The 19,764-nt window shown below is 37.5% G+C and carries 14 protein-coding genes; 7 read left to right on the forward strand and 7 right to left on the reverse strand.

All coding sequences use genetic code 11. The features are described 5' to 3' along the window. Positions 1 to 98: 98 nt before the first annotated feature. From argH to argC, 5 genes are all read right to left on the reverse strand, one after another. Positions 99 to 2,042, reverse strand: coding sequence for an argininosuccinate lyase (gene argH, locus AC27G3_RS02445; RefSeq protein WP_487118445.1), 1,944 nt, complete (start codon positions 2,040 to 2,042; stop codon positions 99 to 101). 2 nt (positions 2,043 to 2,044) lie between these two features. Continuing rightward, the gene (locus AC27G3_RS02450) at positions 2,045 to 3,283 is read right to left on the reverse strand and encodes an argininosuccinate synthase (protein WP_487118447.1); all 1,239 of its coding nucleotides are present in this window, start codon (positions 3,281 to 3,283) and stop codon (positions 2,045 to 2,047) included. A gap of 68 nt (positions 3,284 to 3,351) precedes the next feature. Continuing rightward, the gene (locus AC27G3_RS02455) at positions 3,352 to 4,293 is read right to left on the reverse strand and encodes an ornithine carbamoyltransferase (protein WP_487118449.1); all 942 of its coding nucleotides are present in this window, start codon (positions 4,291 to 4,293) and stop codon (positions 3,352 to 3,354) included. 109 nt (positions 4,294 to 4,402) lie between these two features. Further along, positions 4,403 to 5,173, reverse strand: a complete 771-nt coding sequence (argB, locus tag AC27G3_RS02460) for an acetylglutamate kinase (protein ID WP_487118451.1) — start codon at positions 5,171 to 5,173, stop codon at positions 4,403 to 4,405. Further along, complete coding sequence (argC, locus tag AC27G3_RS02465) at positions 5,166 to 6,215, reverse strand: N-acetyl-gamma-glutamyl-phosphate reductase (RefSeq protein ID WP_487118453.1); 1,050 nt, start codon at positions 6,213 to 6,215, stop codon at positions 5,166 to 5,168. Before argC ends, argB begins: the two co-directional genes overlap by 8 nt. A gap of 283 nt (positions 6,216 to 6,498) precedes the next feature. Here argC and argE point away from each other — a divergent pair, with 283 nt between their 5' ends. The 7 genes from argE to AC27G3_RS02500 all read left to right on the forward strand — a co-directional run bounded on the left by argE (position 6,499) and on the right by AC27G3_RS02500 (position 17,104). Next, positions 6,499 to 7,653 (forward strand): acetylornithine deacetylase, encoded by a 1,155-nt coding sequence (argE, locus tag AC27G3_RS02470; RefSeq protein WP_487118455.1) that lies wholly within the window; start codon positions 6,499 to 6,501, stop codon positions 7,651 to 7,653. A 174-nt stretch (positions 7,654 to 7,827) separates the two neighbouring features. Continuing rightward, positions 7,828 to 8,256, forward strand: a complete 429-nt coding sequence (locus AC27G3_RS02475; protein WP_487118457.1) for a hypothetical protein — start codon at positions 7,828 to 7,830, stop codon at positions 8,254 to 8,256. A 456-nt stretch (positions 8,257 to 8,712) separates the two neighbouring features. After that, positions 8,713 to 10,746 (forward strand): TonB-dependent receptor plug domain-containing protein, encoded by a 2,034-nt coding sequence (locus tag AC27G3_RS02480; RefSeq protein WP_487118459.1) that lies wholly within the window; start codon positions 8,713 to 8,715, stop codon positions 10,744 to 10,746. Positions 10,747 to 10,799: 53 nt separating this feature from the next. Further along, complete coding sequence (locus tag AC27G3_RS02485; RefSeq protein ID WP_487118461.1) at positions 10,800 to 11,912, forward strand: HmuY family protein; 1,113 nt, start codon at positions 10,800 to 10,802, stop codon at positions 11,910 to 11,912. An 81-nt stretch (positions 11,913 to 11,993) separates the two neighbouring features. Beyond that, positions 11,994 to 12,590 (forward strand): MotA/TolQ/ExbB proton channel family protein, encoded by a 597-nt coding sequence (locus tag AC27G3_RS02490; RefSeq protein ID WP_487118463.1) that lies wholly within the window; start codon positions 11,994 to 11,996, stop codon positions 12,588 to 12,590. After that, a complete protein-coding gene (locus AC27G3_RS02495) occupies positions 12,577 to 12,882 on the forward strand; it encodes a DUF2149 domain-containing protein (RefSeq protein ID WP_487118465.1) in 306 nt (101 codons plus the stop codon). The genes AC27G3_RS02490 and AC27G3_RS02495 overlap by 14 nt, the downstream gene beginning before the upstream one ends. A 22-nt stretch (positions 12,883 to 12,904) precedes the next feature. After that, positions 12,905 to 17,104 (forward strand): cobaltochelatase subunit CobN, encoded by a 4,200-nt coding sequence (locus AC27G3_RS02500; protein WP_487118466.1) that lies wholly within the window; start codon positions 12,905 to 12,907, stop codon positions 17,102 to 17,104. Between the two features lie 103 nt (positions 17,105 to 17,207). On the opposite strand, the gene AC27G3_RS02505 is transcribed toward AC27G3_RS02500, so the two are convergent. Both AC27G3_RS02505 and AC27G3_RS02510 read right to left on the reverse strand, forming a co-directional pair. Continuing rightward, complete coding sequence (locus AC27G3_RS02505) at positions 17,208 to 18,326, reverse strand: acetyltransferase domain-containing protein (protein WP_487118468.1); 1,119 nt, start codon at positions 18,324 to 18,326, stop codon at positions 17,208 to 17,210. Positions 18,327 to 18,351: 25 nt separating this feature from the next. Continuing rightward, positions 18,352 to 19,758: a hypothetical protein gene (locus AC27G3_RS02510; RefSeq protein WP_487118470.1), complete on the reverse strand. Its 1,407-nt coding sequence runs from the start codon at positions 19,756 to 19,758 to the stop codon at positions 18,352 to 18,354. Between the last annotated feature and the right edge of the window lie 6 nt (positions 19,759 to 19,764).

Here is a 19,764-nt window from a genome sequence, read left to right on the forward strand (position 1 = left end):
TCTTTTGTTGCCTGTATTTACTATAGGGTTACTTGTGACTATACATTTTATTATTGGTTTAAGCTCAACCTTGGCTGAGCTTTATGTTCGCTCAATATTTATTTAGCATTACCTGAACGGTCGACGATATAAACCATCGCGACTTCATCAGCAGGATCTTTATGAGGACTTTGTTCACTATCTTCAATAATATTATCTGCAAGAGAGCTTTTTTCAATTAGTGTAAAGCCAAGCTTGGTAAAGTATTCAGGTAAATACGTTAAAACAATAATTTGTTGTAATTGCATTTGATGCGCAAACTCAAGTAAATATTGAACCAACGCCTGACCCTGTCCTTGTCCTTGCGCAGACTTATCCACCACAATAGAACGTATTTCAGCCAAACCTGTTTGATAAATATATAAAGAAGCACAACCAACGACTACACCATCAATCTCTGCAACAACAAAGTTTTGAATATCATGAATGATATTGTCACGACTTCTGGGTAAAATCTCTCCTTTGTCAGACCAGTAATCAACTTGTTGATAAATGTTATCAACGTCAGACATTCTTGCTCGGCGTACAGAAAGCGCCGCCGCTTTTTGTGCATTTAAGCGTTGCTTCACTTGCTTTAATGTCATATTAATTTGGTCTTTACTTGGCGAACCAACGACTTGGCTATTTAACGTATCGGTATTTCCTTGAATATCTGCCAATGCTTTTTGAACCTGTGTTCTTGAAGTACCGCCAATAGCCACACGCTTATCCAAGCAAGACTCAATAGATAAATGTTGGTAAACATCGTCTTCAATTTTTGAGCTAAACACTTTAAATTGTTCGATAGAAAACTCTTCCAAGGCATGACCCGCGTCAATCGCCGCAAGTACAACTTCACCAACAATATGATGTGCTTCACGAAATGGAATATTTTTACTCACTAAATAATCGGCTAATTCTGTTGAATTAGCATAACCTTGCTGCGCTGCCGCTAATGTGCGATCGCGATTGACTTTTAAGCCATCAGCAACTAATACCGCCATTTCCATACACTCTTGCCAAGTATCAAGTGCGTCAAAAAGCCCTTCTTTGTCTTCTTGCATATCTTTGTTGTACGCAAGCGGAAGTGCTTTCATGGTAACCATCATGCCGCTAAGTGAGCCCATAACACGACCCGCTTTGCCACGAATTAATTCACAAGCATCTGGGTTTTTCTTTTGCGGCATCAAAGATGAGCCAGAGCTCACCAAATCGCTCATTTCTACAAAGCCAGCTTCGCCTGAGTTATAAAAAATTAAATCTTCAGCGAAGCGAGATAAATGCATCATTGAAATGCTCGCTGTAGAAAGTAATTCAATAACGTGATCACGATCAGAAACCGCATCTAAGCTATTTAAAGTCGCACTTCTAAAACCTAAATTATGTGCTAGTAAATCACGATCTATAGGATACGCTGTGCCAGCTAACGCACCAGAGCCCAATGGTGAAGTATCAGCACGATATAATGCGTCTTTTAAACGGCCAATGTCACGGTTAAACATTTCCACATAAGCCAAGCACCAATGACCAAATGTTACAGGTTGCGCACGTTGTAAGTGCGTATAACCTGGTAACACGGTTTTACTTTCACGCTCGGCCAAATTTAACAAAGCTTGTTGTAAATTCACTAAAGCAAATAAAATATCGCCACCAGTTTCTTTACACCAAAGCTTTAAATCTGTCGCAACCTGATCATTACGACTACGGCCTGTATGGAGCTTTTTGCCTAAATCACCGGTTTTTTCAATGAGGTTAATTTCAACCCAACTGTGAATATCTTCGGCATCAGAAGTTAAAATTTGATTAGGATCATCTTCAACCGATGCTTTAAGTTCAAGTAGTGCTGTTTTTAAACGCTCATATTCATCTTGGTTAAGTACATCAACTGTCGTTAATGCTTCGGCCCAAGCGATAGAGCCAACAATATCTTGCACTGCCATACGATAATCAACAGGTAACGAATCGTTAAATTTCTTAAATTGAACACTCGCTTTTTCTTTAAACCGTCCGCCCCATAAAGCCATAATTATTCCCCTTTAGCTTGTTCGTCTAAAGTTTTTAGCGCAGCAATGCGGCTCGATAAGCTAAATAAACGGATAAAACCTTCCGCATGTTTTTGATCGTAAACATCATCAGCGCCAAACGTTGCAAACTCTTCTGAATACAAACTGTTAGGTGAACGACGCTGAGTTACCGTTGCTTGACCTTTATAAAGTTTCACAACAATATCACCAGTGACTTTCTCTGCTAAAGATTCAGCAGCAGCAAGCTGTGCTTTTGCTAATGGAGTAAACCAACGACCATCGTAGATAACATGAGAAAACTCTAAACCAACTGACTCTCTAAATTTTAATGATTCTTTATCATGAATAAGTGTTTCTAAGCCTTTGTATGCTGCCATTAAAACAGTTCCGCCCGGTGTTTCGTAACAACCACGAGACTTCATACCTACTAGACGATTTTCCACGATATCAATACGACCCACACCATGAGCTGCCGCTTTATCATTTAAATACATTAATGATTGATAAGGCGTTAATTGCTGTCCGTCGACCGATACTAACTCACCATCTTGAAAGCTTAATTCAACTGTTTCTGGCACATCAGGTGCATCCATAGGATCAACAGTCATTGTCCACACTTCTTTTGATGGCTCACACCAAGGGTCTTCTAACTCACCGCCTTCATGAGAAATATGCCAAGCGTTTGCATCACGACTATAAATTTTAGTTAAAGAAGCAGCACAAGGAATATCACGCTCAGCTAAATAATCGAGTAAGTCTTCACGAGACACCATGTCCCACTCACGCCATGGCGCAATAACAGTTAACTGTGGTGCAAGTGCAGCAAAGCAAGACTCAAAACGTACTTGGTCATTACCTTTACCAGTACAACCATGACAAAGTGCATCAGCGCCAACTTTTAAGGCAACTTCCACATGAGCTTTTGCAATAACAGGACGCGCCATCGAAGTACCCAATAAGTATTGACCTTCGTACACCGAACCTGTTTTTAAAATTGGGTAAATATAATCCTTTACATATTCTTCTTTTAAATCAACGACGTGACATTCACTAGCGCCCGACGCAATGGCTTTTTCAACGATACCTTCAAGCTCTTCATCACCTTGACCAACATCAGCACAAAAAGCGACGACTTCACAACCATCATAGTTTTCTTTTAACCACGGAATGATTGCCGATGTATCTAAGCCTCCAGAATAAGCGAGTACTACTTTTTTGATTTTTTTCTTTACTTGAGTCATGTTCATTTCTCTTAAAATTGTTTATTTATCTGTTCAATAATTAATAGGTGTTTGGCTAACTTAATGTGCTAACTAAATAGGGTTACTAGCACAGCATTTTGTGCCCACATTCTGTTTTCAGCTTCTTGAAAAGCAACCGACATTTCGCTATCAAACAGTTCAGTGGTTATCTCTTCTTCCAAATGTGCAGGCTGACAATGCATCACAATGCTTGCGCCTGTGTTTTTCATTAACTGATGATTTACTTGATACGGGGCAAATATGGCTAATACTTCTTGTTTTTTCGCAGGATCTTCATCACCCATAGATATCCAAGTATCGGTATAAATTGCATCTTGCTGCCCGATGGCTGCAATATCATTAGTAAAAACTAATTGAGCGCCTGACTCTGCTGCAAGTGCTTTAGCTTTTGCAACCAGTGAGGTTTGTGCTTCATAACCTTTAGGGCAAACCAGAGTAAAATCTACCCCTAAAATTGCAGCCATAAACATTAAAGAGTTAGAGACATTATTGCCGTCCCCCACATAAGCCAATTTCACTTGTGTTAAATCATCTTTACCTAGTGTAGTTAGGTTTTCGGTTAATGTGACAAAATCAGCTAGCGCCTGACATGGGTGATATAAATCACACAAGGCATTGATAACCGGTACACTAGCATGCTCGGCCAATTGCGTAATCGAGTCATGACTAAAAACACGCGCTACAATGGCATCAGCAAAACACGATAAATTTTTAGCGTAATCACTTACTCTTTCACGCTCACCTAATTTACCGTTTTGTTGCCCTAAATATAGCGCATGCCCCCCTAATTTATTGATTCCCATATCAAAGCTGACATGGGTTCTTAATGAAGGCTTTTCAAAAATCATCGCCACCGATTTGCCCGCTAAAGATTGGTTATATTCATGCGGGTTTGTTTTGATATTAATGGCTAAGTTAATTAGCGCTAATAACTGACTTTTACTTAACTGATCGTCAGCTAAGAAGTTTTCTAAATGGGTTAATGACATTTTTTATCATTCCTTTACGACGTATTGGGTTATTACCTATTACTGATGAAGTAACGCTAATATAAAATTTAATCAATTTTCAATAACTTATAGTTTAATCGCTCAATAGTTAACACGGCTGAATGCGTGTACCAATGTTTTTACCTTTGAGTAAAGCCACTATATTCTCTGGCGACTGCCAACTGGCAACCGCGATACTTCGTCGTAACTGTTTAGCAGCTAAAAGTGCCGCATTAACTTTAGCTGTCATACCACCAGCGATTGTGCCATCACTAATTAACGTTTGTGCTTGAGCGCTATCTAAAGAACTTAAGTACATTCCCTTCGCATCTCTTACACCGTCAACATCAGTTAACAGTAATAATTCTGCATTTAGTAACTGACAAATAACCACTGCAGCATCATCGGCATTAACATTCACTAACTCTCCATTAGCGAGTGAGCCAATTGATGAAATAACAGGGAAAAACTTTGCTTTTAATAGCATATCGATCAATTTACTACTCTTCGCTTTGGGACAACCAACCTGCCCCAAGCCTTGTGTACTTAATTGACAAGAAACCATATCACCATCAGTTAATGCCAACCCCACAGCAGGAATTTGCAAACTTACAGCGGTAGCAACAATCGATTTATTGACAGTGCCAGCAAGTGCACCACCAATTAATGGCATCTGCTCTTTTGGCGTTACCCTCAAACCGTCTTTTTTGGTCGTAGTAAAATTAGCTTGTGCAAGCATGTCATCAACAACACAACCACCGCCATGAACTAAAACAACAGCTTGATCTTCTAACTCACTAATCACTTTAAGTAATGCGGTTAAGGCAGATTCTTTTTCTAAAATTGCACCACCAATTTTAATCACTAAAGGTTTATTCATAATTTGAACTCGTTGATAACGGCAGTAACGAATAGTGACTTGCCAAGCCTAAGGAAAGGTTAAAACATTGTAATGCCTGAGAAGATGCGCCTTTTAGTAAATTATCAATAGCACAACTCACCACGACCACTTGTTTTTCTTCATCTACCTGCCAATGTACGTCAGCAAATGGCGTATGAGCAACATGATCAATTTTCGGCCAAGTGTTCACTAAACGTACCAAAGGCTTATCCTGATAGGCGGTGATAAACGCTTGTGATACTTGTTCGGCTGTTACTCCTTCATTTAACTGTAGAGTAACCGTCGCTAACAAACCTCTTTTATATGGTGCTAAATGCGGATTAAAAATCACTTGGGCATTAGCTTCCTGGCTAATTTCAGGTTGATGTCTGTGCTGTAAAATATTGTAAGGGGTTAAACTTACTTCATTAAAATTAGTCGCTAATGAAGCTGTTCTTCCAGCACCACTAACACCACTAATGCCATTAACAACAATTAGTGAGTTATTGATGTGTAACGAATTACTTGTAATAGGTTTTAAAGCTAATAAACTAGCCGTTGGGTAACAGCCAGGAACAGCAATGAGGTTGGCATTGGCAATGTCATCGGCTTGCCATTCTGCTAAACCATATTTAGCAGCAGCAAGTGCTTGAGTATTGGCATGTTCAAAGCCATAAAAGGTAGGGTAATCTTCAGATTTCTTTAATCTAAAGCCCCCCGATAAATCAAAAATTTTTACTCCTGCCTCAACAAAAGAGTGAGCCCATTGGGCGCTAAACTCATGAGGCGTAGCAAAAAAAACAGCATCAAGGTTTTCAACCGAAGCATCAAACCACTCTTGAGAAAAAGATTGCAGAGGTACATCACAGATCCCCTGCCAGCGACCATGTAAATCACTAAAATGTTTTCCACAGGAAGTGCTATTTTCCGACACAACTAAATGTTGTATTGAAACTTTATCGTGCTGGCAAAGTAGTCCAACTAACTCTGCTCCTGCATAACCACTTGCGCCAATAACGGCAACTTTTTGAACTTTTAACAAAACAAACCTCTAAAATGCAATTTTATTCAACTTATTACGAGATAATCTAAGATATATCTTTCAAAACTAGTAAACTTAACCAGGTAAACTCACTACTAATGAACAACAAATAATATTTTATACCTATCGTCGTCGTATCAATTGAACCTTTATCATTTTAAAGTAGCCTTCTTAAAGGAGGTTATTTACACTGTAAGTGCAAGTTATCACTCAATGGGTATTTATGCAACTAATTAGCATAAATATATAGAGTATTTTTTAATTTATTTTTGGAAGTTAATTAATGAACAAATTACCTAGCTTTACTGATGCATTAAGCCAACTTATTTCAAATACTTCGATAAGTTCAACTCACCCAAGTTGGGATCAAGGTAATAAAGAGGTGATCACACTGCTGGCCACTTGGTTTGAAACACTCGGTTTTGAAGTAAATATTCAAACAGTACCTAATACCATGAACAACAATAAATTTAATTTGCTTGCTAAATTGGGAACTGGCGATGGTGGCCTACTACTGGCTGGTCATAGTGATACGGTGCCTTTTGATGAAAACCGTTGGTTATCAGATCCACATAAAGTACTTGAAAAAGAAGATAAGTTTTTTGGTTTAGGCACATGCGATATGAAAGGGTTTTTCGCATTTATACTACAAGCATGCAAAGGACTCGATGCTAAATCATTAAAAAAACCTTTGTATGTACTGGCCACCGCTGATGAAGAAACTACTATGGCTGGCGCAAGGTTTTTTGCTGACAGCCAAGAGATCAAACCCGATGTTGCCATCATTGGCGAACCAACAAACTTAGTGCCCGTTATTATGCATAAAGGTCATATGTCGCACCGCATTAGTGTACAAGGTCAATCAGGGCATTCAAGTAAACCTAATTTGGGTGTAAATGCGATAGAAATAATGTATCAGGTTATTGGTCAATTGCTAGCGCTCAAAGAAAAGCTTGCGATAAATTTTATCAATAAAGCCTTTGACGTTACTGCCCCTACTTTAAATTTAGGCGCAATTGAAGGTGGCGATAACGCTAACCGCATTTGTGGACATTGCCATTTAGATATTGATATGCGCTCTTTACCCGGCATGACTGATAGCGAACTAATTAACCTGCTCAGTGAAGCGTTAAAGCCGCTCGCTGAAAAATACCCAACCCGAATAAGTTTTGAAGAATTACACCCAAGCTCACCAAGCTTCGAACAAGCATCTTCAAGCCAATTAGTAACCATTGCCGAGGAAATTAGTGGTCATCAATGTTGTGCGGTTAACTATGCAACGGAAGCCCCCTATATTCAGCAGTTAGGTTGCCAAACCATTGTTATGGGCCCAGGGTCTATTGATCAAGCTCATCAACCCAATGAGTTTTTAGCATTTTCTGAAATAGACAAAACAGAACATCTTTTAGCAAATATGATCACGCGTTATTGCTTATAAAAAATTTGCAAGTTTTTCGTTTAATATATAAAGCAATCTATTGAGTTTAGCTGTTATTCTATAGAGGATAACAGCAACATCACAACATGCTTAAAAATCGACCTTATATTATCACTTGATATTACAAATGATAATGATTATCATTTGCTAAATCTAGATTTCAAGGAATAGTAAATGTATCAATGGCAAAATTCACTAAAAGACGGTAATGAATATTTCAATGATGGAAAATACTTACAAGCAGAATACTATTATAAAGAAGCTCAGTCTTATCTTGAGATGTTATGGGCAGAAGATAAATCAAATGTTCAGCTGTTAATGGCATGGATATGTACTTTACATAATTTATCAGCACTTTTTGAACACCAAGGTCAAACCCAAATGGCCCTTCAATATTTATTAATTCCTCACAATCGAATGTTAGTAATGAGTCAAGAAAACAAACATTGCGAAGATCATCAAATAATTGCATTAAACGCTTTAAAAATAACTTTTAATCCTCTTCTATTATTTTCCAAAAAATACCCCATCTGTGACAGTTGCCAGAAAACTATCGAAGCATTTAAAAGTAAGTTAAATATGCAACAAGCTGTTGTTCATTAACATAATAAAAATAAACTATCCTAGTCATCACTTAATAACGTATTTATTCTGAAATTTTTGTTTCAAAATATGGAAAGTTGCTAGCAATAGTATGTTTACACATATTCAAAAATATAGTGTGGTATTAGTTATACAATGGTTTTCGATTAGACAAATTAAGCCTAGGCAAACCATTTTGATCAACCACGCTAAATATGGTTTTTTGATAAAAACAGTGGCATTCGTTGATCATTATGGGTTGATATGGTGTAAAGGGGAAAATGCTCAATGCATCACTATAGAAAAGCTAGGTCCCATTGGTAAAAACGATGTCATTGGGTAAATAATAACCTTTAAAGCAAACAATAAATCCAGTCTAAATACCCCCTTCACACAGTTGATAATAATTCTTATTTACATTTAATTACAAAAAACATAGAATATAAACAATAATGATTATCAATTAGATTACTATTAATGAAATCCGCTGTACCTACATCTTTAACATACACCTGCTTATGGTCTTTATTGTGCACAAGTTTAATTAGTTTCGCCGAAGCTGTTGAACAACCCGACGACAATCACCTTGAACATATTGTTGTATCTGGCACTCGTACCCCAAAGCTATTGTCAAATTCGCCCGTTTCTATTCAGGTTATCGATCAAGAGACTATTCAATTATTAACACAAGGTACTTTAGCTAATGCGTTGAACTTTATTCCTGGCGTTGTAGTTACACGCAATGTTAAGGGCGGCTATAACATACAAATGCAAGGTTTTGATGGCGATCATGTATTAGTGCTAATTAACAGCCAACCTTTAGTAACCCCTACTGGCTCTTCCGCAGATTTAGATCAAATAAATGCTAATGAAATTGAACAAATTGAAGTGTTGCGTGGGGCCGCATCAGTCATGTACGGCAGTTCTGCCATGGGGGGGGTGATTAATATCATCACAAAAAATTATGATGAGGACCAAGCAAAAATTAACATGCAAGTAGGTCATTATGCAGACGTAATTAGCGACGATCCTTTGTCGTATACCGCTAGAATTAACGCTAGCTTGACTAAAAATGACTGGGACTACAACTTAAGTTTATTACATATTGATGATACGGGTTTTGACTACGATCCTTCAACCGTTAATCAAGATGCCAGTGGCATGACAAAGTCGTTTCTAAACCTTTCAAGCAAAACTGATTTTAACAATATAGTCACCAGTGACAAAGTGAATGCAGAAATAAAATATCAATACTTAAATGAAGATAAATCACGTGCTGTATCAAAGGTGCCTGGTCAAAAGAGCATTATTACTTATATTTCAAAGGTTGAACAAAATCAGTTAGATTTTTCACTAAACACTGATGTATTTAATACCGAAAAACATGAAATTCAACAAGGTAGTTGGCAACTAAATACACGATATATCAACCACCAAGAAATCAGTGGTCAATCAAACAGCATACGAGATACTAGCATCAATTTAGCTGAGATTAATGGGCAATATGTTTACTCAACAAACGAGCTAGAAATAGTATCTGGTGGTGTGCTTCATTATGACAGTCTTGACCAAGTAAAACCCGTTTCTGCAGCTATCGAAATAAATAATGAATCTAGGGAAAGCTTTGATGCTTTTATTCAAGCAAATTGGATTGATCCTAGTTATCAAGTATTGGCAGGTATTCGCTCACAATACGACTCTGATTTTGGTTTTCATTCTGCAGCTAGAGTAAGTACGATGAATAATTTTGGCGATAAAGAAAACAGTTGGCAATGGCGGAATGGTTTGGGTCAAGGCTATCGTGTACCTAACCTTAAAGAGCGATTTTATATATTTGATCATAGTAATTTAGGTTATATGGTGTTGGGAACTGCCGATTTACAACCTGAGGAGTCTACAACATTTAATACGACATTGACTTTTAATTCTGCCGTTTTTAAAAAGTCGAAATGGCTCAATCAAGCGCAATTTAAAACAGAAATAAATGCCCATTACTCTCAAACCAAAAATTTTATTGAGACAGTACACGATCCTGAAAAATCAACAGAAACTCAACTCGATATTTCCGTATATCAAAATGTTGCTCAAGCGACCATCCAAGGAATTGACTTAACTGTTGAATTAAGTTTCAACCAATGGTCGGGACAAATAAATTACAGCTACTTAGATGCTCGAAATGAAGACGACCAACGACTCACGGGGCGTCCTTATCATCAAGTTAAAACCAATATTGCTTATCATGTTTATGAATATGAACTCGATGTATTATTTTATCTCGTTTATCAATCAGATGAAGCATACGACACGACTTATAGCCAAGTAATCAATAACCAATGGCTTAATGCAACTATCGATATTAACCAAAATATCAACGAGAATTTGTCATGGAATTTCGGCATTAATAACATTTTCAATGAACACAAAGATCAAAATGCCAATGCACTCAATGCTTTTGATTCACGCCCAATATCAAGTCGTAATATAACTCTTGGCATGAAATACCAATTTTAACCTTCGTAATTTAACTTATTTACATTTAAAAACAATAGCCCCTGGAGAACAAAATGAAAAACAAATTCCCCCTAGCTGTCTGCTTATTAGCAGTATTAGGACTAACTGCTTGTGGTAGCGATTCAAAAACTTCTGAACCAATTATCACAGAGCCACCAGTAACTGAACCTGAATCTGAAGTAGGTGTTATTTATGGTCCATATTCAACAGGTACTGTACAGGCTCGAACGTTCGCTTATTTTGATCTTGATACTCAGTCTCTCGTTGAATTAACTGAAGAGCAAGCCGCGACAGATACTAGCTGGGATATAGCCTTTAAAGGCACTGGTGTATTTTTAAATACTAATGATAGTGATAACCCTGTCAGCCTTTATTTTACCAATAACAATAGCGACTTCTTTGAAGATAACGCAGCAGTTGTTGATAAATTTATTAACGCTACAGCTGACAGCGAACTGGATGATTTTATTGCTGTTACTAGCACGGAAGTGCCTGATGATGAAGAATTTACCACTGATGTGACAAAAGGGATTTTAGAAGACTTCTATAGTTATGATCCTGCTACTCATCAAGTATTCGCTGATGATAGTCACTACTTTATTGCTTACTCAGACACTAGCGTAACTAAGTTTCGCGTCTCTGAATTAACTCAAGCTGGTTATGGTATGTCTCACCTTACCATTCACTTTGCAAATCAGTTAACAGGGGCAACTGAATTCGACACAATAGAAACAGAACTCATGTTAGACGCTACCCTAGAGTGTAGTAATAGTGACGCAATGTATATTGATTTTGATGTAAATTCATTAGTCACAGTAACAGATGCTTGGGATATAAAAATTCCTTGTATGGACACTACTGCGGCAGAATTTACCTTAACCTTGGCAGAAGATGCTACGGCAATCCAAGATTTCACAAACAGTTATGCTGGTGTTCCAGAGTCTGATATTCCTTATTATGGTTTCAAATCAGATCAATACTCTGAATTGGCATTTAAAACAAACCCTTGGTATCAATACAGCCTAGAAGGCAATCACAAAATGTGGTCACAATATGGTGTGTATTTAATTAAAAATACGAATGGTGTTTTTAAACTACAAATCACTAGCTATTACGATACAGAAGGTAATTCTGGTAATTATTCATTCCGTGTTGAAGCTTTATAAAATAGTTATTCATCAACCCTAGCATAAGGAGTTACTCAAGCAGTAACTCCTTATGCTTTATAAATTCGTTAGGTAATATTTATGATCCGCTACATTGAACAAACGATGTACCAATTGTCAGATTTTTTTATGGCACCTGTGCTGCTTCTTATCAGTGCATTATTTATTTATGCGCTATTTGCCAGTGGACAATATTTAGCTCAAATACTACAACGCAGAGCAAATAAACTGCAGTTCCAACAGTTATTATTAAGTAAATTGGGGGAAGATAAAACTTTGTCGTTAGCAGGTTATCCCCTATCTCAATTAGCCAACAGTCAACCAACTATCACTAAAGATCAACTCGATGTTGCCGCTCTTGGCGATCTTGAAGGGGTAAGAAATGTCAGCCGTTTAGCTCCCATGCTAGGACTTATAGCAACAATGGTGCCTATGGGACCTGCATTAAAAAGCTTAGCCGATGGCAATATTCAAGGGATTAGCGAAAACCTAATTGTTGCTTTCTCATCGGTCATTTTTGGTTTGGTCATTGCTTCTGTCACTTTTTGGATCGCTTCAGTTAAAAAACGTTGGTTAGCCGAAGAACTCGTTGCATTAACGCCTTTACTGCAACATGCCAGTGTTGCTCCTATTAATACTGCTGCACAAGCAAAGGACAATATAAATGAAGCTGCTTGATGAAGACGAAGGGATTAACCCTGCGCTATCAGTGGTTAACCTAGTCGATGTGTTTTTGGTATTAATTGCAGCCTTGTTAATTGCAATTGCCCAAAACCCATTAAACCCTTTTTTGGCTGAAGATGTCACTGTGATAAAAAATGAAGGCAAAGACAATATGGAAATTATTGTCAAAAAAGGCAACAAAATAGAATCATTTAAAAGCCAAGGAAAGACAGGCGCAGGTACAGGTAAAAAAGCAGGGACAGCATACGAAATGAAAGACGGTTCAATAATTTACGTCACCGAATAAAAGACAAACTTAGAGCACAACAATGAAATATAAATACCTCATACTCAGTTTATTGATACCATTAATAAGCTTAATCACTAGTGGTTTTGCCATTGCTAATAACACTTCCACGCAAAAAAATATTCACTTACTTTTTGTCGGCTCTGCACATGCCAATAAAGCTAAAGTAGAATTACTTAAAAAAGTAGCCAGTAAAAATTCGATTGCCTCATGGAAGATCACTCATCAATCCGCTAGCGGTCTAAAAGACTTACAACAAGCACAAGTATTATTTAATCAACAAGATATTATAATTTTTGATGCTGTTTCCGCCAACGAGTCAGAAAAAACGTTTGCTAAATATCTTCCTTTATTCCGCAATAAAAATGAAAATACACCTAAATTTATTAGTTTAAATAGACTTAACGTCCCAGAGACTCATTTCGGTTTCACATCTAGTCAACTACAAGCAACGACAGATTATTGGAAAAATGCAGGACGAACAAACTTAACAAATTTACTCAGTTATTTATCGATTAATGTACTTAAAAAAGACAGTAAAGCTTTAGTATCAGCCCCTATTATCTTCCCTAAACAAGGTATTTATCACCCTAAACAACCGTTACTAATCAGTGAAAGCCTAACGGCTTACCAATCATGGACGGCCCCAAAAAAAGATCAACCACGAATTGCCTTATTATTACAGCGCGCATTAATTGAAACAGAGCAAACTCAACTGATTGATGCAACCATCAGTCAACTCGAAGATAAAGGTATTTATGTGGTCCCTTTTTTCTTTGAGTTAAGTAGAGTGAATAAAGATTACCGACATTTACTTTTATTAGATAACGAACTCACGGATAAAAATGCTCAAACTAGTCAAATAGACTTAATTATTAACTTTAGAAATATTCATTGGGCGAGCCAACGTAAAGTAGAATTTGAAAAGTTTGGTATTCCGGTAATCCAGGCTATGACTTATTACTCTGGCGATCAAAAAGCCTGGGAAGAAGATAAACAAGGCGTTTCTGCAGGCATGATGGCTTTTACTTTAGTACTCCCTGAAAGTGCTGGTGTAACAGATCCTATGATAGTCGCTGCAATGGATATGAAAACCCATACTACAAAAGTTATTGATTACCAACTTGAACACCTTGTTAATAAAGCAGTAAATCTAGTAAACCTTAAATACAAAGCCAATCAAGATAAAAAACTCTCAATCTTTATTTGGGGCAGCCAAGATGTTGGTGCCTCTTTTATGAATATTCCAGCTAGTTTAACTGCCATTAGCCAACATTTAGCCAATAATGAATACCAAACAGGTTACCGTACCCAAGAATATTTAACCAAAAATGTAAAACGTATTCTCGATCCATTTTATCGAGACTATCAGTTAAAGCAATTATTAGATGATGATTTAGCTGAACTCATGCCAATGACAGATTATTTAGCGTGGTTTAATGAACTACCTCTCAATGTTACCGAGCCTATCAATCAATATTGGGGCGATCCGAAAGATCACTTTATGGCCGTCGAAAAAAATGGAGTTCATTACTTTATTTTACCGCGTATGCGTGATGGAAATGTACTCATTATGCGCCAACCCCCTCGTACGGATAAAAAGAATGATGAAGATGCTGTATACCATCAAGGCATAGTGCCGATGAACCATTTTTATCTAGCCGCGTACTTTTATGCTCGTGAATATTGGAAAAGTGACGCTATTGTACATTTAGGCACTCATGGCTCTCAAGAATACTTAGGCGGTAAAGAACGAGGACTATCTATTTATGATCAAGGTAATTTAGCTGTCTGGGATACACCGGTTGTTTACCCATTTATTGTTGATGATGTTGGTGAAGCAATGCAAACCAAACGACGAGGAAGGGCTACGGTTATTTCTCATATGACACCACCATTTGCCGCCGCAGGCTTGCATGGTGATTTGAGCCATTTGCACGAGTTAATGCACCAATATCAATCACTAGATCAAGGCGGAGTGAAACAAAAAACAGCTAAACAAATTGTTGAATTATGTTTTAGCAGTAATATTTGTAAAGATATTGCTTGGCAACAGGGGGATATCGATAAAAATTATCAAGCATTTTTTGACGACCTTCATGTCCACATGGAATCTCTTGCAACCGCAAACCAACCTTTAGGTTTACACACTTTTGGGCAACTTGCTGAGCAGTCTTTAATAATTTCTACCCTTATTCAAATGTTAGGTAACGACTTTACGCAACTTGCTAGCGAATTTGAACATGACTATTACCCTTCTGATAAAGAAGCACATGCAATAGACAATGATGATCACAGCCACAGTTATCATAATAGTAATAAAGCCGATATTCACGATACAGACATTTCGGATACTAAGAAAAATAATGAGCAACTCATTGGTGAGCTTGATCAACTTGCCGGATTTACTTTCGTCAAAAACTATATTGTTAATCCGAACAAAACTGTAGCCCAAGCCGAGAAAAAGACAAGTAAATTGCCTGTAGCAATAAACGAGTTAAGTGATGAATTAAAAACATTTGTCGATCGTGGTAATACTTTATATCAAGCAATAAGAGGTATTCATGAGCTCGAAGCCATGACTGACTTCTTATCAAACAAGTATATTCCAGTAAAAACAGGTGGCGATCCTATTCGTCACCCAGAATCTCTGGCAACAGGCTACAATCTTTATGGTTTTGATCCGTCAAGAGTGCCAACCAAAGCAGCATTTAAGCAAGGCAAAGAACTCGTTGATCAGATGATTAATAATTATCAAAAGAAAAATGGCAAGTTCCCCGACAAAATGGCCTTTTCTTTGTGGTCTATAGAAACTATGCGTCACTATGGAGTTTTAGAATCACAAGTTCTCTATGCGATGGGAGTTAAGCCAAAGTGGAATAAAGGCGGTCGCGTTGTCGGCACCGAGGTTATTCCTTACAGTGAATTAAAACGCCCTCGAATAGACGTTGTATTATCTGCAACGGGGTTATATCGAGATGCTTTTCCTAGCGTAATGCAAATGCTCGCCAAAGCAGTAAAGCAAGTTGCTGAGTTAAAAGAAGATAATCAATCAGTTTGGGAAAATCATGTTGCCCTTAATAGCGAGCGCATACAAGCAGATCTAACTGAACAAGGCGTTGAAGCAGAAGAAGCGCAATATTTATCAACCATTCGTATGTTTTCAAATGCTTCTGGTGATTATGGCTCCGGTGTTGATGGCGCTGCTTGGGCAAGTGATACTTGGGAGAATGACAAGAAAATTTCTGATAATTACTTAGGACAAATGGGATATTTCTTTGGCAGTGACAGTAGTCGTTGGGGTGAGAAAGCTAAAAATGCACAAGGGAAAGATATCCAACTCTATGCGAAACAGCTATCGGGAACTGATATTGCTTTATTCTCTCGTTCATCAAACTTATTTGGCATGCTTAGCTCTGATGATCCCTTTGAATATTTTGGCGGTATTAGTTTAGCCGTTCGTAATATTGATGGTAAAAGTCCTGATATGGTGATTTCAAACTTACGCAATGCGACAGCACCTAAAGTGGAAGATGCCGCTTTATTTATGGCAAAAGAACTTAGAACACGTATGTTCCACCCACGTTGGATCAAAGAAATGCAAAAAGAAGGTTACTCGGGTGCTGTGTCATTAGCATCTAAAATGGATAACTTTTTTGGTTGGCAAGTGGTTGATCCTAATTTAGTCAGAAATGATCAGTGGGATGAGTATTTCGACATTTACGTGAATGACAAGCTCAACATTGAACTAGACAAATGGTTTGAGAAAACAAATCCTGCTTCACTTGCAAGAATGATGGAGCGTATGCTTGAAGCTGAACGTAAAGATTATTGGGAGGCAAACCCTGAACGCTTACAGCAACTTGTTGAACAATATATCCAAATGGTTAACCAATATGACTTAATCGTATTAAACGATGCACTTCGTGAGAATGTTAACCAATTAGCAAGTGGCTTTGGTTTATCTGCAGTACTTGAGCAACCGACGATGAAAGATATGGCTAAACAAGTTGCTCAGCAAAGCAATCAAAATAAACAAGCCGCAGAAACCATTCAAGCACAGCAAAAAAATCAGAATGAACAAGTTGAAGGGCAAAAACTTGAAAAGCAAAATCAACAACCCCCCTCAGAGCCTAATGATTTTATTTGGCAATCGTTATTAATCATGTTGTTAATTATGGTACTAGGCGGTATCCATCAACATCGTAAAAGCAGAAATTAAGCTTAGCAAGCAATTAACTTCGATTAAAAATGCGCGACAAAAATATTTGTAGCGCATTTTTTGATTAGACTCATAAGTGAACTTTAAGTGAGTCCTCTTAGACTTATAAATATTTAATCCAAACCGAATTTGGGTGCCTTGCTTTAACACCGCGATACCACAAACAAAATGGATACAGTAAAACCAATAATACACCCGTGATAATATACGTGGTTTTCAAATCTGCAAAATCGCTTAAACCACCATATGTATCCGAGCCTGTTAATAATATGCGATGCACTAAATAGAACATCATCGAGGTTTGCCCAAACACTAATAATACGCCATTATTGCGAACACCTATGACTTTTTCAGCCTTCATCATGGTCGCTAAAATTATCGACATTAAACCCAACTCCAAAAGTACATAACTCGCTGCAGGTGGATATTTACTGACATGAAGCCATTGCTGCCAGCTAAAATCATCACGGTATAAAAACATATTGCCGTAGCCATTAAAATAACGAATAGCCACATATGCTAACAGTGCTGTTGTACCTAAGGTAAACAGTAAATTGGCCGGTGAAACTTTTACTTTTCCATCACCATAATCGAGAATGTAGCGTCCAAAAACCCAACCGACAATCATAATAGCTAACCAAGGAATAAACGGGTAAGAAATACTTAAATTATGAGTGAAATACTTACCAACAAAAAGCGCTACCCACATCGACTGCTCTTGTCCATGGGCAAACCAAAATTGGGCGGTAACTAACTCGCCACCCAGTATCCAAGCAAAAGCGATAATCAATAACTGACTGCTCGACAAGCGTCTAAAAAAGGCCATACACATCATGGCAACCCCAATAGCGTAAAGTACTTGAAAAGTTAATCTGCCAGAGAAAAATGAAGTGATGGTTGGATCAAGTAAAGCGATAAAAGCTCCGCGAAGCAGAATATCTTTATCAACGCCTTTACTTTCAACACCTCTTGAGAGTTTGCGCTCAACACTAATAGCCAATGCAGTTCCGGCAAGAAAAACAAAAACAGGTGCACAAATATGGCTGATCCAACGAGTAATAAATTCTAACGCAGGTAAGGCGCTACCAACTTTATAGGTTGCTGCAGAATCAGCTGCTATATGATTTGCGTTATAAACCATAGAGACATGATCAAGCACCATAATAAGCATAGCAAAGCCTCTCATCCAATCAAGCGATGCTATTCGAGTAGATTTACCCATTATTATTCCTTAATTTAAAAAATTGCTAACTCGTTTTATTCCATAGTTTTTGATTATCTTTCGCTGAGAAATATTCATGCGAATGCCAACAGCGTGGCAATAAATCAAGTTTTTGTCGCTCTTCATAATTAGAAGCTAACAATTCAAGAATTTCATTTAATCGTGCTTTTGAAAGTGACGCTAATTTTTTTGCCGTTTCAGTAAAATAAAGATTATCTTCTTTTTTTACGACATAATTTTGACCAAAACTAATAAAACCTAATTGTCTAGTCGCAATACGACAAGCAGGATGTTCAGGATTATCAGGATAAAGCTGATTAACAATTGCGTATTCATACGACTCAAGCTGCTCACCTTCGCTGTCTAATGGAATATAAGTCACACCAAAGCCTTGAGGGAACATACCCATAATTTGATAAAGCGCATCAACAACCGTTTGGCTGCACCCTCCCCGCTCTGCATTTTGATTAAGCACTTGAAATACTTTCGGTAACAACTTGTAATTGTAATTCGCTTTCGTTGAAAGAATAATAGACGTGTAGATTTGTGGTACTTTTAGTAAATTCCCACTACCAGTTTTAGGGTTAATACTGCTTTTTAACAATCGTTTAATAAAAACTAATTTTGCATGTTCACTTTTATTAAATTTATCACGTTCATCTTTGGAGTTACCAGCATAGGCACTAGCGCCAATGCCATCGACTAAATATTTGATGGTCTCTCGATAATTTATTTGCAGTAGTTCTTTACGATCTTCAATGTCTAAAGTACGAAAGGGATCTAACGAGCCAGACTCCCCTGTTAATATTAATTGAGCGCTAGGATGAAAATTACCTATATCTTGAATAATAGCCGCCATCACTAAAGGCACTTTAACTTGGTGCAAGAAACTTTGGTAGCCCTCAGGATCAACATGAGCAAACTCACTGTATCTTTGGGAGGTAACACTGGCTAAAAATGGGCTAATGTAAGGGTCTACAATTTTATTATCCATACATAACCGGTCTAATAAACGTAAACACAATACCGCTTTATACAAGGGTTTGTTTATTTCATTCGTCAGCGCAACCTTATTACCTTCAGTTGGGCTTAATAAGGCAATAGTCCCCAGTAACTGGGCGGATTTTCGATGACATTCATTAATATTATCTGATTCAGCCAGTTCAATAACTTCTAAACATATGGCATGTAAATAACTATGGCGTTCGTTTTTTTCTGTACGTAGCTGTTGTTCAAACAATTTACGTTGCTTGCCCGAGTCTTTTTCGTTGGCTAATCGTTCAAGTTCCGCATCAACGGTAGGGCATTCTTGAAAAAACTCAATAGCTTGATCAAGTACAGAATCCTTTACGGTACTTCGACCAAACGTTCGATCTAATAACGAACTAACTTGGCGAGTAAAATGTGTTTGGTGAGTTACTTTGCTCGACATTTATGA

The sequence above is a fragment of the Colwellia sp. SU-HH01217 genome (genome assembly GCF_057543495.1).

Coding starts and splice junctions, on each gene's coding strand:
- argH (WP_487118445.1), bottom strand. CDS start 2,042: ATGGCTTTATGGGGCGGACGGTTTAAAGAAAAAGCGAGTGTTCAATTT.
- AC27G3_RS02450 (WP_487118447.1), bottom strand. CDS start 3,283: ATGACTCAAGTAAAGAAAAAAATCAAAAAAGTAGTACTCGCTTATTCT.
- AC27G3_RS02455 (WP_487118449.1), bottom strand. CDS start 4,293: ATGTCATTAACCCATTTAGAAAACTTCTTAGCTGACGATCAGTTAAGT.
- argB (WP_487118451.1), bottom strand. CDS start 5,173: ATGAATAAACCTTTAGTGATTAAAATTGGTGGTGCAATTTTAGAAAAA.
- argE (WP_487118455.1), top strand. CDS start 6,499: ATGAACAAATTACCTAGCTTTACTGATGCATTAAGCCAACTTATTTCA.
- AC27G3_RS02475 (WP_487118457.1), top strand. CDS start 7,828: ATGTATCAATGGCAAAATTCACTAAAAGACGGTAATGAATATTTCAAT.
- AC27G3_RS02480 (WP_487118459.1), top strand. CDS start 8,713: ATGAAATCCGCTGTACCTACATCTTTAACATACACCTGCTTATGGTCT.
- AC27G3_RS02485 (WP_487118461.1), top strand. CDS start 10,800: ATGAAAAACAAATTCCCCCTAGCTGTCTGCTTATTAGCAGTATTAGGA.
- AC27G3_RS02490 (WP_487118463.1), top strand. CDS start 11,994: ATGATCCGCTACATTGAACAAACGATGTACCAATTGTCAGATTTTTTT.
- AC27G3_RS02495 (WP_487118465.1), top strand. CDS start 12,577: ATGAAGCTGCTTGATGAAGACGAAGGGATTAACCCTGCGCTATCAGTG.
- AC27G3_RS02500 (WP_487118466.1), top strand. CDS start 12,905: ATGAAATATAAATACCTCATACTCAGTTTATTGATACCATTAATAAGC.
- AC27G3_RS02505 (WP_487118468.1), bottom strand. CDS start 18,326: ATGGGTAAATCTACTCGAATAGCATCGCTTGATTGGATGAGAGGCTTT.
- AC27G3_RS02510 (WP_487118470.1), bottom strand. CDS start 19,758: ATGTCGAGCAAAGTAACTCACCAAACACATTTTACTCGCCAAGTTAGT.